Below are 14,785 nucleotides of genomic sequence, written 5' to 3' on the forward strand. Positions count from 1 at the left end.
GGATCGGGGCTCGGGTCCGCGGTTTCACAGCAAGGGCATTCAACGACGAACGCCATCCATCCGTTCCAGTCGATTGAGAACAGGTAGATGACGAAAACCTTCCTGAACCTTTTTGATGCCGCTTGGTTCTTCGTGGAAAGGAGCGATGCGCCTGCGCATTTCGGCCCGCTGATCATCGTTTCTCCGCCGGCGGGGGCACCGGCCACCTACGTGGGGGACCTGGTCGCGCAGTGGCGCGCGAATCAGACCTTTGCTCCGCCATTCAACGCCGTGCTGGGTAGGTGGCCGATCCCGTGCTGGGAAACGGCTGCCGACCAGGACATCGACCTGGACTACCACCTGCGGCACATCGCCATGCCTACTCCGGGTGGGCAGCGTGAACTGGGAGTGCTTGTCTCGCACTTGCACTCTCTTCCACTGGACCGGCGCCGCCCGTTGTGGGAATGCCATGTGATCGAGGGCCTCGAGCATGGCCGCTTCGCGATCTACCTCAAGTTCCACCACGGACAATTGGACGGTGTCGCGACCGCCCGTCTCATCGGACGGATCTTCGCGACCGACCCCGACATGCGCGATATGTTGCCCCCGTGGAGTGCCGGGATCAGAGGAAACGGGCCTTCGCGGCGACCGATCGCCACTCGAACTGCCGCGAGCACCATGTCGGCGTGGGGTAGGTTCGGTGTTGTCGAAAAGTTCTGCCGTGCAATCAGTTCCATCGCCGTGGCAGGGCGTGCGCTGGTCGAGATGACGCTGGCCGTCCGCGCGGACCGCAGTGGAGACCTGACTCGTCCGTTTCAGGCGGCGACGGCCGTGTTCAATCATCGAATCTGTGATCAGCGCAGATTCGCTACTCAGCACTACGAGCTGGCTCGCTTCACACGCGTGGCGAAGACCGCGAACGTGACCGTGAACGATGTCTTTCTGACCGCCTTCGGCGGCGCATTGCGGCGGTACCTGCGGGAATTGGATGCGGTGCCCGAGGGTCCGATCGTCGGGCAGATTCCGGTGAACATGCGTGAGCTGAACGCCGCGACGACGGGCAACGCGCTGGCGTTCATCTTCGCTCGGTTGCGCACCGACATCAGCGATCCGGTCGCTCGCATGCAGGCGGTTCACCGATCGACGCTCGCCGCCAAGGGTTTCCATCAGGCGCTCCCGCCGTCTGCGGTCACGCCGTTCACGCTGCTGCTGATGGGTCCGCAGATGGCGTTGTTGATCGCCGGCCTCGGCGGGATCGGTCGCCCGCCCGCCAACCTGGTCATCTCGAACGTGCCCGGACCGGTCGAACCGCTGTACTTCAACGGTGCCCAGGTGGAAGAGATCTACGGTCCGTCGGTGCTCTTTCACGGGCAAGCGCTGAATGTGACGATGTCGAGTTACGCCGGGAAGGCCGTCATCAGCTTCACCGCATGCAGCAAGTCCGTACCGCACGTGCAGCGGCTTGCCGTTTACACCGGGGCGGCGCTGGGCGAGATAGAAGAGGCGCTCGGCCTCGGTCGGGCACCAGAACCTGCTGCGCCGCAAGAGACTTCGGCCTGATCGACTCGGGCAACCCAACAGAAGGGCCGGTGTCCGCGACCGAAGTCGCAGGCACCGGCCTGTCGGCTTATGCGGCCTCAGCGGGTGAGGCCGCCGCGGGCAATGAGTTGCGACGTAATGACATTGCGCTGGATCTCATTCGTGCCCTCGCCCACGATCATGAGGGGGGCGTCGCGGAAGTACCGCTCGACGTCGTACTCGGTCGAATACCCGTAGCCGCCGTGAATGCGCACCGCGTTGAGCGCGATTTCCATGGCGACCTCGGAGGCGTAGTACTTGGCCATGCCCGCTTCCATGTCGCAGCGCTCGCCCGCGTCGAACTTGCGCGCGGCGTGCAGGACGAGTTGCCGGGCGGCGGTCAGCTTGGTGGCCATTTCGGCCAGGTAGGTGCCGATGGCCTGATGCTGCCAGATCGGCACGCCGAAGCTCTCGCGCTGCTGTGCGTAGCCGAACGCGTCGTCGAACGCGGCCTGGGCGACGCCGAGGGCCCGCGAGGCGACCTGAATACGTCCGGTTTCCAAGCCCTTCATCATTTGCGAGAAGCCCTTGCCCTCGACACCACCGAGCACTGCGTCCGCCGGTGCCCGATAGCCGTCGAAGAGCAACTCGCAGCTCTCGACACCCTTGTATCCGAGTTTGGGAAGATCGCGCGAAACCGTCAGGCCGGGGCCGTGTTCCACGAGCAGGATGCTGATACCGCGGTGGCGGGGTTGCGCGGCGGGGTCCGTCTTGCACAGCAGCGCGATCAGTTGCGATCGCCGGGCGTTGCTGATCCAGGTCTTCGCGCCGTTGATGGTGTAACAATCCGCGTCGCGCTTGGCGACCGTGGTCATGGCCTGCAGATCGGAACCGCCGCCGGGCTCTGTGAGTGCCATGGTCGCCCGGATCTCACCGGTGGCCATCTTCGGCAGATACCGCTGCTTCTGCTCCTCGGTGCCGAAGGTGAGGATCAGTTTGGAAACGACCGTATGGCCGCCCATCGCACCGGCCAGGCTCATCCACCCACGGGCCAGTTCCTCGGTCACCGCCACGTAGCACGGCATCGAGACCGGCGCTTCACCATAGGGTTCCGGGATGGCCAGGCCGTAGATCCCGAGCTGCTTCATCTGCTCGATCAGTTTTTCCGGGTACTCGTTGGCGTGTTCGAGGTCGCGAGCGACCGGTCGGACCTCGCGGTCGACCCATTCGCGCACCGTCGCCACTACCTGCTGCTCCTCGGCGGACAGCTCGCTCACTGTTGACTCCTCGCTGGGCTCCGATAACTATCGACATACTTTAACATAGATTAAAAACAAGAAGGGTGGTGCTCGATGGCGGGACGTCCACGGCGGAGGTCGATCCTCTGCGTGCCAGGCGGTGACGAGTACAAGATTCGGAAGGCTCTGGGTTCCGGAGCGGATCAGGTGGTCATCGATCTCGAAGACGCGGTGCCGCCCGCGGACAAGGACCGGGCGCGGGCATTGCTGGGGGAGATCGCCTGGAACGATCTCGCCGCCGGGCTGCCGGCGATCGCGGTACGAATCAACGCGCCGCGATCGCGCTGGTGTCACCTGGATATCGACGCGGTGGTTGGGCTGGGCGTCCCGGCAGCCTCCATCGTGGTGCCGAAGGTGGAGTCCGCTGGGGATCTCGAGTTCGCCGATCGGCTGCTCGACGGCCTGGAGGCCGGTGCGATGCACGACGACCGGATCGAGTTGGAAGCGCTCATCGAGACGGCCGACGGACTCACTCGCATCGAGCAGATCGCGGCGGCCACATCACGACTGTCCACCTTGATTATCGGGTACGCGGATCTTGCCGCATCGCTGGGTAGATCCGCTCGGTTGGATCCGGCACTCTGGATCGCCGTGCAGGACAGGGTGATTGCCGCAGCACGCACCAATCGCCTGGATGCGGTGGATGGCCCGTATCTCGGTGTGGGGGTCGATGACGGGTTCGGGGCCGCGGTCGGTCATGGCGCGCGGATCGGTTTCGATGCCAAGTGGGCGATTCATCCGCGTCAGATCGACGCGATAAATCTCGCGTTCGAGCCTTCCGATGAACAGGTGAAGTACGCGCGCCGGGTGGTGGGTGCGCTGGCCGCCGCCCATGACGGCGGCCGCGGCGTGGTGGAACTGGACGGTCAGATGATCGACGAGGCGATCGCGGTGGCCGCGCGTCGGACCCTGCTGAAGAGCGGGGTCTCGCTGTGAACGCGGAAGGACCGTACTTCGAAGAGCTCGAGCCCGGTCGGATATTCGATGGCGCTCCACCGGTCACGTTGTCCGATGGCCTGGCGGCTGTGCATCAGTCGATAGTCGGTGATCGTCTACGGCTCCCACTGGATCATGGCTTGTCCAGCGCGGTCACCGGCGCCCCCGGGCTTGCGCACCCCGCGCTGGTGTGGGACATCGCGATCGGTCAGTCCACGGTGGTCACGCACCACGTCAAGGCCAACCTGTTCTATCGCGGGCTGGTTTTCCGGCGCACACCACATCTGGGCGACACGTTGACCACTACGACGACTGTCGAAGGGCTGAGACAGAACCGGCGCCGTCCCGATCGTCCCGCGACGGGATTGGTCGCGTTGCGCATCCACACCGTGGATCAGCACGGCCGGGACGTCCTCGACTTCTGGCGCTGTGCCATGCTGCCCCTCCGGAAGGACCACGACACCGGCCGCGCGGATGATCTGGATCGGATCGGTGCCGGTGCCGACCTGAATTGGCCTGCTGCGGTGCAGGATTGGGACCTTTCGGCGCTTCCGGCGGTGAACGGTGCGCTCGGCTCGGTCCCCGAGACCGGTCTCCGGGTGGAGGTGATCGGCGGAGACGTGGTCGATGCGGCTCCCCAGTTGGCACGGCTCAGCCTCAATATCGCCAGGGTCCACCACGACGAGCGTGCTGCGGGTGGCCGGCGTTTGGTTTACGGCGGCCACACCATCGGAATCGCGCTCGCTCAGGTATCACGAGCCTTTCCGAATCTGGTGACGGTCGTGGGATGGCATGGGTGCGACCATGTCGGACCTGTCCATGAAGGGGACACGCTGCACAGCGTGATCACGATCGAGGACGTATCTCCGGCCGGGGGCAATGCGCACCTGGTGCATCTTCGGTCCCAGGTCTCTGTCAGCGGCGAGGTCGCCGAACATGAACGGCCGGTTCTAGATTGGCGATACGTGGCTCTTTTCGCGTGACTTCTCCTCCAGCTCCCGGATGAGTCTGCGCAGCACCCATTCGAGCGCGGCGGGATCCTCGCCGGAATCCAGCTCCTGGTATCCGGCGAGGAGATAGAGACCCCAGCGTGCGTGGTGCAGCGCCTCGCCCTCGTCGTCGAAGATCGTCCGCGTCGCGGACAGCACCACTTCCAGGCGTTGGGCGTCGACCGCCTCCTGAACCGCCCGGACATCGGGGTTGACCTTGCTCCAGACTCGGATCGCGGCCTCGGCGCGGTGGGGGAGGTCCAGAGCGAACTGGAGCAATGTCTCGAGCTGCTCGATCGGATCCCCGTGCTGCTGTGCGGTCTCCACCAGCTGGGTCGTGCGAGCGGTGCGCCAGTGTTCGAGCAGCTGTGACGTGAAGTCGTGCCAGTTCTCGAAGTAGTGATAGAAGGACCCGGTCGTCACGCGCAGCCGCTTGCACAGCGTCGCCTGCTTCAGCGCGCTGTAGCCCTGCTCGGACAGCAGCTCGAAAGCGGTGTCGAAGTAGTCCTGCTTGATGGCCATTGATCTCCGTCTCGGTGTGTCAGCTGGTCGTCGACCGCAGTTGTCCAGAAGTTTCCCCCGGCCCTTGTACATAAGACGACTTATGCTTACGATACTCGCACAGCTTGTGAGGGACACCACAAGGCTGACCCACTTCACGGACACGTTCGCCCGAAGCTCTGATCGGAAGGTTTCCGGCGAACTCTCCGACCGGAATTTAATCAAAGATATATTCTGAAACACGGGCGTTGGCCCCCGTGGGAGAGGAACCGACATGGCTTTCAAGGACGCGGACGAGGTACGCAAGTACATCGGCGGCATCTTCGAGTCGGCGTTCGCAGACCCGGAGATCGGTCCCAAGCTGGCGGCGACCGGAGTCGTTCTCGGCTTCGAGTTCTCGGACCCGGAGGCCTTTCTGGTCATCGACGCACCGGCCGGCCGGGTCGAGTTGGGCCAGGAGCATTTCGGCAAGACGACCGCGACCATGCGGATGTCTGCCGACACGGGCAACGCCTACTGGCAAGGAAAAGTCAATCTGCCGATCGCGATGGCGAAGGGCAAGATCAAGATCGGGGGGAACGTCGCGAGCATGCTCAAACTGGCCCCGCTGGGCAGCAAGCTCTACCCGGTCTATGTCGAAAGCCTGAAGCAGGACGGTCGCGTGGACCTTCTGGTCTGAACAGACAGAGCGCAACAGATCGAGCGGAGAGGTACCGCACAATGTTTCCAGGCGTCCACGCCCTGTCCACTCCGGACAAGCCCGCGGTGATCATGGCCGGTTCCGGCCGGACGATCACCTATCGCGAGCTGGACGAGAATTCGGCACGGTTCGCCCGTGTGCTGCACGACCTCGGACTGCGCCAGGGCGATGTCATCGCGCTGTTGTCCGACAACGCGCCCGAGTGTTTCGAGATCTATTGGGCAGCAATGCGTTCCGGTCTGTACGTGACCGCGATCAACTGGCACCTGACCGCGTCGGAAGCGGCCTACATCATCGACGATTGTGACGCCAAGGTCGTTGTCGCATCCGCCGCGGTCGGAGAACTTGCCGCCGAGGTGCGGGACCTGGCGCCCCGTGTGGAGCAGTGGTTGGCCTTCGGGGGTGACATCGAGGGGTACCACGCCTATGCCGACGAGCTCGCTGGTGCGGGCGAGCGCTTGGCGGAGCAGCCTCGTGGATCGGACATGCTGTATTCGTCCGGTACGACGGGCCGCCCCAAGGGCATCAAGCCGCCGTTGCTGCCGATTCGCGTCGACCAGCCCGGCGACCCGCTGACAATGGCGGTCGGAAAACTCTTCGGCGTCAACGGATCCGACGTCTACCTCTCGCCCGCTCCGGTCTACCATGCGGCACCGTTGCGCTGGTGCGGGGCGGTGCATGCCTATGGCGGCACCGTGGTGATGATGGAGAAATTCGGCGCCGAGGAGATGCTCCGGGCGATCGAGCAGTATCGGGTGACGGTTACCCAGGTGGTTCCGACCATGTTCGTGCGGTTGCTGCAGCTGCCGGCCGAGGTTCGCGACCGCCACGACGTCTCGAGTCTGCGTCTCGTGATCCACGCCGCCGCGCCGTGCCCGCCGGATGTCAAGCGCGCGATGATCGATTGGTGGGGGCCGATCCTGGTGGAGTACTACGGTTCCACCGAGGCGAACGGGCTGACCGTGATCACGACCCCGGACTGGGAGGCGAAGCCGGGTTCGGTCGGTCGAAGTGTGCTCGGGCCGGTACACGTGTGCGACGACGATGGCAAGGAACTGCCCCCCGGTGAGGTCGGCACCGTGTACTTCGAGCGCGAGACGTTGCCGTTCACCTATCACAAGGATCCCGAAAAGACCGCTGCCGCACAGCATCCGGAGAATCCGACATGGACGGCCGTGGGCGATCTCGGGTACGTCGACGAGGATGGGTTCCTGTTCCTGACCGACCGGAAGTCCTTCGTCATCATCTCCGGTGGTGTGAACATCTATCCGCAAGAAGTGGAGAACGTGCTCACCCTGCACCCGGCGATCTTCGACGTGGCCGTGATCGGCGTCCCCGACGCCGAGATGGGGCAGCAGGTCAAGGCCGTGGTCCAACTGCATCCCGGTGTCGCGCGCACGGGCGAAATGGCCACGGAGATCATCGATTACGTGCGGGACCGGGTTGCCCGCTACAAGGCCCCCAAGAGCGTGGACTTCGTCGACTCGCTCCCGCGCACCGCTACCGGAAAGCTCGTCAAGCGCGAGCTGGAGAAGCTGTACAAGCCCGCGTCGGTGGCCCAGAACCAGTGACGTGCGATCGCATCACAAGGAAGTGCTGACATGACCACAGCAATCGAATCCACCTCGCGGGCATACGACCCGCTGAGCATCTCACCCCTGTCGTTCTGGTCGAAGACCGCGGCCGAACGCGACGAAACCTTCCGCGTGCTGCGCGCCGAGCGGCCGATCAGCTGGCACCCGCCGATCGAAGGCGCGTTGATGCCGCCGGAGAACGAGGGCGTGTGGGCGGTGACCAGCCACCGCCTGATCACCGAGGTCAGCAAGCAGCCGGAGGCATTCTGCTCCGGCCTGGGCGTCCAGCTCGAAGAAGTGCCGGCGGACATTCTCGAAGCCGCGTCGTCGTTCCTCGCGATGGACGCGCCCCGCCACCCCGCCCTGCGCAAGCTGATCAGTTCGGCCTTCACCCCCAAGCAGGTCGCCAAGATCCACGATCAGATCAAGAACCAGGCTCGTGTCATCGTGGACGAACTACTCGAGGTCGGTGACAGCGAGTTCGACTTCGTGCATCAGGTGTCCAAGCGGCTGCCGATGTGGACCATCTACGAGATGCTCGGATTGCCTGTGTCGCAACGAGATGAAGCGGCGCACATGGCCGACGCGATGGTGGCCTGGGCGGACGAGGACGTCGCGAACGGACGCGCCCCCGTCGAACTGCTCAACGATTCGCTCGTCGGATTGCTCATGATGGGAATGGAATTCGCGCAGGAGCGGCGCAAGAACCCGGCCTCGGACCTGATGACCAACCTCGTGCAGGCCGAGGTGGACGGCGTTCGGTTGACCGATGACGAGATCGCTTCGTTCTTTGTGCTGCTGTCGGTGGCGGGCAACGACACGACGCGGAACACCATCTCTCTGGGCATCAAGACGCTGCAGGACTTCCCGGACCAGAAGGCGTTGCTGCTCGACGACTTCGATGGCCGAATCGGCTCGGCCACCGAGGAATTGGTGCGCTGGGTGACACCGGTGATGACGTTCCGCCGGACCGCGACCCAGGACATCGTGCTCGGCGGCCAGGAGATCAAGAAGGGGGAGTGGGTCGCCACGATCTTCTCCTCCGGGAACCGGGACGAGACGGTCTTCACCGACCCGCACGTCTTCGACATCACACGATCGCCGAATCCGCACGTGGGCTTCGGCGGCGGTGGTCCGCACTACTGCATGGGCAACTTCGTTGCCAAGATCCAGCTGCGTGAGATCTTCGACCAGCTGCTGCATCGCGCGCCGAACCTCCAGATCGGCGAACCGTCCTACCTGGTCGGCAATTTCGTCCACGCGGTCAAGCACCTTCCGGCGACGCTGCGATGAGCACCGAGGTCGTGACCGGCGTGGTCGAGCGGATGCGGCGCGGTTTCGCCACCGGGCGGACCCGCACCGTCGAGTGGCGTCTCGAGCAACTGCGGAACCTGGTCAGGTTGCTCGACGAATGCGAAGGTGAGGTCGCGGCCGCACTGGCGGAGGATCTCGGACGGAGCAAGGAGGAGGCGTGGTTCGGTGATATCGCCTCCACCCGAGGCGAAGCCGTATTCGCGATCAAGCACCTTCGCGGCTGGATGAAACGACAGCGCCAACCGTTGTCGCTCATCCAGTATCCGGGCTCGGCGTGGATCCAGTACGAGCCGCTGGGCGTGGTCTTGATCATCGGGCCGTGGAACTATCCGGTCGTGCTCACCTTGGGACCGTTGATCGCAGCCCTCGCCGCGGGAAACTGTGCCGTCATCAAGCCGTCCGAGCTCGCGCCCGCGACCTCCGCCCTGCTGGCGCGGTTGGTGCCGAAGTACTTCGATGCCGACGCTGTCGCGGTGGTCGAGGGCGACGCCGACGTGACCCAGGCCTTGCTCGCGCAGGGCTTCGACCACGCGGTCTTCACCGGTGGCACCGAGGTCGGCAAGAAGATCATGGCCGCTGCGGCGCCCACCCTTACTCCGGTCACGTTGGAACTCGGCGGTAAGAGCCCGGTCATCGTCACCGTCGACGCCGACCTCGAGGTCGGCGCCCGTCGCCTCGCGTGGGTGAAGTTCATGAACTCGGGGCAGACCTGCATCGCGCCGGACTATGTGCTCGTCGACCACCGAATCCAGGACAAGTTGGTGGACAAGGTCGTCGAGATGATCGGCGACTTCGAGCGCGACGGGCATGCCGATGGTCGGCGCATCGTCAATGAGAGACAGTTCGATCGTCTCTCGGGCTACCTCGAACAGACTCGGGGCAAGGTCGTCACCGGCGGCAGGACGACGCGGGCGTCACTCTCGATCGAGCCGACGGTGGTCGTCGATCCGGATCCGGACGAGCCGCTGATGCAGGAGGAGATCTTCGGGCCGATCCTGCCGATCCTGCCCTACGAAAGTCTTGATGCCGCAATAGCATTCGTCAACGGGCGGTCGAAGCCGCTGGCCGCCTACTTCTTCAGTGGGTCGACGGCGGTGCAACAGCGCCTGGTCGACGAAATACCTTCCGGCGGTGCCGTGATCAACCACATCGCGATGCACTATCTGGTGCCGCAACTGCCGTTCGGCGGTGTCGGCCCGAGCGGTATGGGTGCGTATCACGGCCGCTGGGGTTTCGAGGCGTTGAGTCACCGGAAGGCTGTGCTGAAGAAGACATTCAAGCCGGATCTTCGGCTCATGTATCCGCCCTACACGGATCTCGCGATGAAGATCATGCGGAAAGTGTTCTGACACAGTCGGTGTGGTGAAAATTTCCTTGCTGCCGAAATACCCGGCGGCAGCGAGGAGGGTGCACCCGGGACACGAGCCTCTCGCTCGGTTACCCGATTCCTGTCCCAGGGTGTGCCTCTCGGCTCGTGCGGACCAGCTTCCCGGTCCGCACGAGCCGAATCCGATCGGGTCTGTGAACTCCTTGCCACGTCGTGAGCCCCCGAACGCGGCAAGGAATGGATGCGTCCCGGGGCCGTGAGCCGCCCAACCCTCGTTGATCCCGGGACGCACCTCTCGACGTTCCCAGCGTTCTGCTATCCGCAGAGGGGGCACATGATTCGGAGACACGAATGACAGTCGAAACCGCTGGTGCCACCCAATCTTGCGGTCCGCTCAGCGGAGTCCGGGTGGTCGAGCTGGCCAGCCTGGGCCCGGGACCGTTCGCCACCATGATGCTGGCGGACCTCGGCGCGGACGTGGTCCGTATCGATCGGCCCGCGGCCGGAGGCGTATTTCCGGGCAAGCCGGAAGAGGATCTGCTCAATCGCGGCAAGCGATCTGTGATCCTGGATCTCAAACAGCCCGACGCTGTCGAGGTCGTCCTGGGACTGCTCGAGAGTGTGGACGTGATCGTCGAAGGCTACCGCCCCGGTGTCGCCGAGCGTTTGGGGCTGGGGCCGGACACCTGCCTGGGGCGGAACCCACGCCTGGTCTATGGACGCATGACTGGTTGGGGTCAGACCGGCCCGCTCGCACAGAGCGCCGGTCACGACATCGGCTACATCGCGGTCACCGGAGCTCTCCACGCCATCGGCGGCGCGCACACCGGGCCCAGGGTGCCGCTCAATCTCATCGGCGACTTCGGTGGCGGTGGAATGTATCTCGTGGTCGGTATCCTCGCCGCGCTGCGGGTAGCCGAGCGGACCGGGGCAGGGCAGGTCGTCGATGCTGCGATCGTGGACGGCGCCGCGCACCTGCTGACCGGAATCCATGCCTTCCTCAACGCGGGGGCATGGAACGACCGGCGAGAAGCCAACATGCTCGACGGCGGTGCACCGTTCTACACCACCTACGAGACCGCGGATGGTCGCCACATGGCGGTCGGGGCGATCGAGGGCAAGTTCTACGCCGAGCTGCTGGTTCGGCTCGGCTTGGACGAGGATCCTGCACGGCAACACGATCGCCGTGCGTGGCCGTCGATCCGGATCAAACTGGCGGCGGCGTTCGCAACCCGGACCCTGGCGCAGTGGTGCGACGTCTTCGAGGGATCCGATGCCTGTGTCGCCCCGGTCGTCAGCCTGCGTGAAGCGCCGACACATCCACACATCGAGGCGCGCGGTTCGATCGTCGACCACCGTGGACTCGTACAGTCCGCGCCGGCGCCGCGGTTTTCGCTGTCGCGGACCGAGCTCGGGAATCCGCCGCCGGCGCCGGGCCAGCACACCCGCGATGTCCTGACCGAGTGGGGAATCCCGGACGTGGACGACCTGATCGAACGCGGCGTGGCCGGCTGAGGTCGGGAAAAAGGGCCCCGGACCTGGTGGGTGGTCCGGGGCCCTCTGTGTTGTCGACCCAGCGGAGTCGGCGGTGGCCGGTCGGGGGTTCAGCGGGTGATCGACCGTCCGATGAGGTCCTTCATGATCTCGGTGGTGCCGCCATAGATCGTTTGGATCCGAGTATCGACAAAGGCCTTGGCGACCGGATATTCGGTCATGTAGCCGTACCCACCGTGCAGTTGCAGGCAGCGGTCGAGGATGCGTTTCTGGAGCTCGCTGACATACCACTTGCCCTTGGCCGCATCGATCGGATCGAGTTCGCCCGCGTTGTAGGCCAGCACGGATTTGTCGGTGTAGGCCTCGGCGAGGTCGACCTCTGTCTGCATCTCGGCCAGTTCGAACCGGACATGCTGGAAGTCGGAGATCGGTTGGTCGAAAGCCCGCCTCTGCTTGCAGTATTCGATGGTCTGGTCGAGGATCGCCCGGGTGGTCGCCATCGCCTTGGCGGTGACCCCGAGACGTTCGCGGGGCAGGTGGCTCATCAGGTACTGCAGGCCTTTCCCCTCCTCGCCGAGCAGATTCGCGTGTGGGACACGAGCATTGTCGAAGAACAGCTCCGCGGTGTCCTGCCCGGGCAAGCCGATCTTGTCCAGCTTGCGCCCGCGTTCGAACCCGGGGGTGTCGCGCTCGACGACGAACAAGCTGAATCCGCGGGATCCCGCTGCTGGATCGGTGCGGGCGGCGACCACCAGCAGATCAGCCATGATGCCACTGGAGATGAATGTCTTCTGCCCGTTGAGATACCAGTCGTCCCCGTCGCGTACCGCACTCGTGCGAATACCGCGCAGGTCGCTGCCGGCCCCGGGTTCGGTCATGGCCAGGGCGCCGATGATATCGCCTGCGGCGAAGCCGGGTAGCCAGCGCTGCTTCTGCTCGTCGTTGGTCAGATCGAGCAGGTAATGCAGGACCAGGTCATCCTGCAAACTGATCGTGACGTTGAACGACAGCGCATTGATGCGCGAAATCTCCTCGCATACGACCATTCGATACCGGTAGTCGTGGACGCCCGAACCGCCGTATTCCTCGGCGATTTCGAGTGCGTACAGTCCGGCGGCGGCCGCCTTCTTGTAGACCTCACGGTCGATCCACCGGTCCTCGTCCCACTTGTCCTTGTGAGGTGCGACCTCACGCTCGAGGAAGGCGCGAACCGTCTCGCGGTATGCCTCGTGATCGGGTTCGTATAGGCCCCGGCGCACGTCAGAGCCTTTCGATGATGGTGACGTTGGCCTGTCCGCCGCCCTCGCACATGGTCTGCAGGCCGTAGCGGCCGCTGGTGCGTTCGAGCTCGTGCAGCAGCGTGACCATCAGACGCGCACCTGTGGCACCGATCGGGTGTCCGAGAGCGATCGCGCCGCCGTTGGGGTTGACCTTGGCCGGGTCGGCGCCGGTCTCGGTCAGCCAGGCGAGCACCACCGGCGCGAACGCCTCGTTGATCTCGACCACGTCGATGTCGTCGATGGAGAGCCCGGCTCGCTTCAGCGCGTGCTGGGTGGCGGGGATCGGAGCACTGAGCATCATCACCGGGTCCGCACCGCGCACGGACATGTGATGAATGCGAGCGCGGGGCTTGAACCCGTACCGTTCGACCGCCGCCTCCGATGCGATGAGCAGAGACGCTGCGCCATCGGAGATCTGGCTGGCGACCGCCGCGGTGAGGCGTCCGCCCTCGGTCAGGGTCTTGAGCTGCGCCATCTTCTCGAGGGAGGTATCCGCGCGCGGTCCCTCATCGACAGAGATACCGGCGAACTCGCTGATCTCACGGTTGAAGTGACCCGCCTCGATCGCCTGCAGCGCGCGCTGGTGGCTCCGGAAGGCGAAGGCTTCGTTGTCTTCCCGGCTCAGGTTCCACTGCTCGGCCATCATCTCCGCGCCACGGAACTGCGAGATCTCTTGCGCCCCATAGCGAGCATGCCAAGCCTCGCTGCCCGTCCACGGATCGGTCGAACCGTACGGCTCGCCGGCCTGGAACGCGGACAGGATGGGGAACTGGCTCATCTTCTGCACGCCACCGGCCACGATGATGTCGCTGGTTCCGCTCATCACTGCCTGCGCGGCGAAATGCACGGCCTGCTGGGCGGATCCGCACTGGCGGTCGATGGTGACACCGGGCACCGATTCGGGCAGGCCCGCCGCCAGCGCGGCAGTGCGGGCGATATCGCCGGCCTGCGCCCCGATGTTGTCCAGGCAGCCCAGGATCACGTCATCGATGTCGGCGGGATCGAAGGCATTGCGGTTGACCACCGTCTTGATGACGTGCGCGGCCATGTCTGCGGGGTGCGACTGGGCGAAGCCGCCGCCGCGCTTGCCTACCGCGGTGCGGACGGCATCGATGATGTACGCCTCGGGCATGGTTACTCCTCGGAAGTTCAATTGATTAATTTAATCTAGACTAGAAAGTGGGCCGTGTCGATCGAGAGTGTGTGGGGTACGTGCCGTCACCGTGGACGCAGGCCGGTTCGTCGTGGATGGCGACACTGTTGCGCACGATCGACTGCGCTGTGGCGATCAGGTTGTCGAGGGAGCCGTGGTCGGGATTCCACCATTCGGCCGTCCAGTTGAGCGCTCCGATGACGAGCATGCGAGCGATTCCGATATCGAGCCCGGGGCGTAGCCGCCCGGATTCGGCGAGCTGCTCCAGCAGAGCGCGCCAAATCGCGTGATAGGCGGTGCTTTCCAGGCGGAGGGACTCGATGATCTCCGGGGGGAGCTGGCCGGCGTTCCGCGTCACCGCGGACGCGAAGTCGGACAGTCCCAGCTCGATGCGCAAGTGTGCATCCACGGCGGCATCGATCAACTCGATCACCGGTGTGCCGGGCGGTGCTGAGGTGATCGCGCGGTGGACATGCTCGCGGACGCGGCGCTGCCCTTCTTTCATCACCTCGGCGATCAACTCGTTGCGTGATCGGAAGTAGTAGTAGACAGCGGGCGCGCGCAGCTGGGCGTGCGCGGCGATGTCGGCGAGGCGGGTTCCCGCGATGCCGCGGCGGCTGAGAATGTGAGCGGCCGCAGCGAGGATGCGTTCCCGGGTGGCGTTCATCGGCGTGGTGGTGGTCATGGCTCCTCGCGTATTGACCGAGGCAAGAATCTAATTT

At 64.8% G+C, this 14,785-nt stretch carries 13 protein-coding genes; 8 read left to right on the forward strand and 5 right to left on the reverse strand.

Going from position 1 to position 14,785, the window contains the following annotated elements; translation table 11 throughout:
- The first annotated feature begins 87 nt into the window (after positions 1–87).
- Positions 88–1,539, forward strand: a complete 1,452-nt coding sequence (locus ACQP1O_RS19765; RefSeq protein WP_433567227.1) for a WS/DGAT/MGAT family O-acyltransferase — start codon at positions 88–90, stop codon at positions 1,537–1,539.
- Positions 1,540–1,616: 77 nt separating this feature from the next.
- Here ACQP1O_RS19765 and ACQP1O_RS19770 read toward each other — a convergent pair whose 3' ends face one another.
- Positions 1,617–2,774, reverse strand: coding sequence for an acyl-CoA dehydrogenase family protein (locus tag ACQP1O_RS19770; protein WP_433567228.1), 1,158 nt, complete (start codon positions 2,772–2,774; stop codon positions 1,617–1,619).
- A 75-nt stretch (positions 2,775–2,849) separates the two neighbouring features.
- Here ACQP1O_RS19770 and ACQP1O_RS19775 point away from each other — a divergent pair, with 75 nt between their 5' ends.
- Together ACQP1O_RS19775 and ACQP1O_RS19780 are read left to right on the forward strand one after the other, a co-directional pair.
- The gene (locus ACQP1O_RS19775; protein WP_433567229.1) at positions 2,850–3,731 is read left to right on the forward strand and encodes an HpcH/HpaI aldolase/citrate lyase family protein; all 882 of its coding nucleotides are present in this window, start codon (positions 2,850–2,852) and stop codon (positions 3,729–3,731) included.
- Entirely contained in the window at positions 3,728–4,714 is a 987-nt protein-coding gene (locus tag ACQP1O_RS19780) for a MaoC family dehydratase (protein WP_433567230.1), read from the forward strand. The genes ACQP1O_RS19775 and ACQP1O_RS19780 overlap by 4 nt, the downstream gene beginning before the upstream one ends.
- Here ACQP1O_RS19780 and ACQP1O_RS19785 read toward each other — a convergent pair.
- Positions 4,682–5,242, reverse strand: coding sequence for a TetR/AcrR family transcriptional regulator (locus ACQP1O_RS19785; protein ID WP_433567231.1), 561 nt, complete (start codon positions 5,240–5,242; stop codon positions 4,682–4,684). The two genes, ACQP1O_RS19780 and ACQP1O_RS19785, sit on opposite strands and share 33 nt — an antisense overlap.
- 253 nt (positions 5,243–5,495) lie before the next feature.
- On the opposite strand from ACQP1O_RS19785, the gene ACQP1O_RS19790 reads away from it, so the two are divergent.
- The 5 genes from ACQP1O_RS19790 (at position 5,496) to ACQP1O_RS19810 (ending at position 11,651) form a co-directional block, all read left to right on the forward strand.
- A complete protein-coding gene (locus ACQP1O_RS19790; RefSeq protein WP_433567232.1) occupies positions 5,496–5,900 on the forward strand; it encodes an SCP2 sterol-binding domain-containing protein in 405 nt (134 codons plus the stop codon).
- A 41-nt stretch (positions 5,901–5,941) separates the two neighbouring features.
- Complete coding sequence (locus tag ACQP1O_RS19795) at positions 5,942–7,492, forward strand: acyl-CoA synthetase (protein ID WP_433567233.1); 1,551 nt, start codon at positions 5,942–5,944, stop codon at positions 7,490–7,492.
- 30 nt (positions 7,493–7,522) lie between these two features.
- Positions 7,523–8,788 carry a cytochrome P450 gene (locus ACQP1O_RS19800; RefSeq protein WP_433567234.1) on the forward strand — a complete coding sequence of 422 codons (1,266 nt, stop codon included), beginning with the start codon at positions 7,523–7,525 and terminating at the stop codon, positions 8,786–8,788.
- Positions 8,785–10,158 (forward strand): aldehyde dehydrogenase family protein, encoded by a 1,374-nt coding sequence (locus ACQP1O_RS19805; RefSeq protein ID WP_433567235.1) that lies wholly within the window; start codon positions 8,785–8,787, stop codon positions 10,156–10,158. Before ACQP1O_RS19800 ends, ACQP1O_RS19805 begins: the two co-directional genes overlap by 4 nt.
- 329 nt (positions 10,159–10,487) lie before the next feature.
- Positions 10,488–11,651 (forward strand): CaiB/BaiF CoA transferase family protein, encoded by a 1,164-nt coding sequence (locus ACQP1O_RS19810; RefSeq protein ID WP_433567236.1) that lies wholly within the window; start codon positions 10,488–10,490, stop codon positions 11,649–11,651.
- 89 nt (positions 11,652–11,740) lie between these two features.
- Here the strand turns inward: ACQP1O_RS19810 and ACQP1O_RS19815 are convergent, their stop codons facing one another.
- Genes ACQP1O_RS19815 through ACQP1O_RS19825 form a run of 3 tightly spaced genes read right to left on the reverse strand, consistent with a single transcriptional unit; the run spans position 11,741 to position 14,748 of the window.
- Positions 11,741–12,889, reverse strand: coding sequence for an acyl-CoA dehydrogenase family protein (locus ACQP1O_RS19815; RefSeq protein ID WP_433567237.1), 1,149 nt, complete (start codon positions 12,887–12,889; stop codon positions 11,741–11,743).
- 1 nt (position 12,890) lies between these two features.
- Positions 12,891–14,042 carry an acetyl-CoA C-acetyltransferase gene (locus ACQP1O_RS19820; RefSeq protein ID WP_433567238.1) on the reverse strand — a complete coding sequence of 384 codons (1,152 nt, stop codon included), beginning with the start codon at positions 14,040–14,042 and terminating at the stop codon, positions 12,891–12,893.
- 40 nt (positions 14,043–14,082) lie between these two features.
- Entirely contained in the window at positions 14,083–14,748 is a 666-nt protein-coding gene (locus tag ACQP1O_RS19825; RefSeq protein ID WP_433567239.1) for a TetR/AcrR family transcriptional regulator, read from the reverse strand.
- Between the last annotated feature and the right edge of the window lie 37 nt (positions 14,749–14,785).

This window comes from Nocardia sp. CA-151230 (genome assembly GCF_050942175.1).
GTDB lineage: Bacteria > Actinomycetota > Actinomycetes > Mycobacteriales > Mycobacteriaceae > Nocardia.

What these genes read in the sequence shown, in the direction of transcription:
- ACQP1O_RS19805 (WP_433567235.1), top strand. Translation starts at nt 8,785, where the DNA reads ATGAGCACCGAGGTCGTGACCGGCGTGGTCGAGCGGATGCGGCGCGGT.
- ACQP1O_RS19800 (WP_433567234.1), top strand. Translation starts at nt 7,523, where the DNA reads ATGACCACAGCAATCGAATCCACCTCGCGGGCATACGACCCGCTGAGC.
- ACQP1O_RS19795 (WP_433567233.1), top strand. Translation starts at nt 5,942, where the DNA reads ATGTTTCCAGGCGTCCACGCCCTGTCCACTCCGGACAAGCCCGCGGTG.
- ACQP1O_RS19825 (WP_433567239.1), bottom strand. Translation starts at nt 14,748, where the DNA reads ATGACCACCACCACGCCGATGAACGCCACCCGGGAACGCATCCTCGCT.
- ACQP1O_RS19790 (WP_433567232.1), top strand. Translation starts at nt 5,496, where the DNA reads ATGGCTTTCAAGGACGCGGACGAGGTACGCAAGTACATCGGCGGCATC.
- ACQP1O_RS19775 (WP_433567229.1), top strand. Translation starts at nt 2,850, where the DNA reads ATGGCGGGACGTCCACGGCGGAGGTCGATCCTCTGCGTGCCAGGCGGT.
- ACQP1O_RS19765 (WP_433567227.1), top strand. Translation starts at nt 88, where the DNA reads ATGACGAAAACCTTCCTGAACCTTTTTGATGCCGCTTGGTTCTTCGTG.
- ACQP1O_RS19820 (WP_433567238.1), bottom strand. Translation starts at nt 14,042, where the DNA reads ATGCCCGAGGCGTACATCATCGATGCCGTCCGCACCGCGGTAGGCAAG.
- ACQP1O_RS19785 (WP_433567231.1), bottom strand. Translation starts at nt 5,242, where the DNA reads ATGGCCATCAAGCAGGACTACTTCGACACCGCTTTCGAGCTGCTGTCC.
- ACQP1O_RS19810 (WP_433567236.1), top strand. Translation starts at nt 10,488, where the DNA reads ATGACAGTCGAAACCGCTGGTGCCACCCAATCTTGCGGTCCGCTCAGC.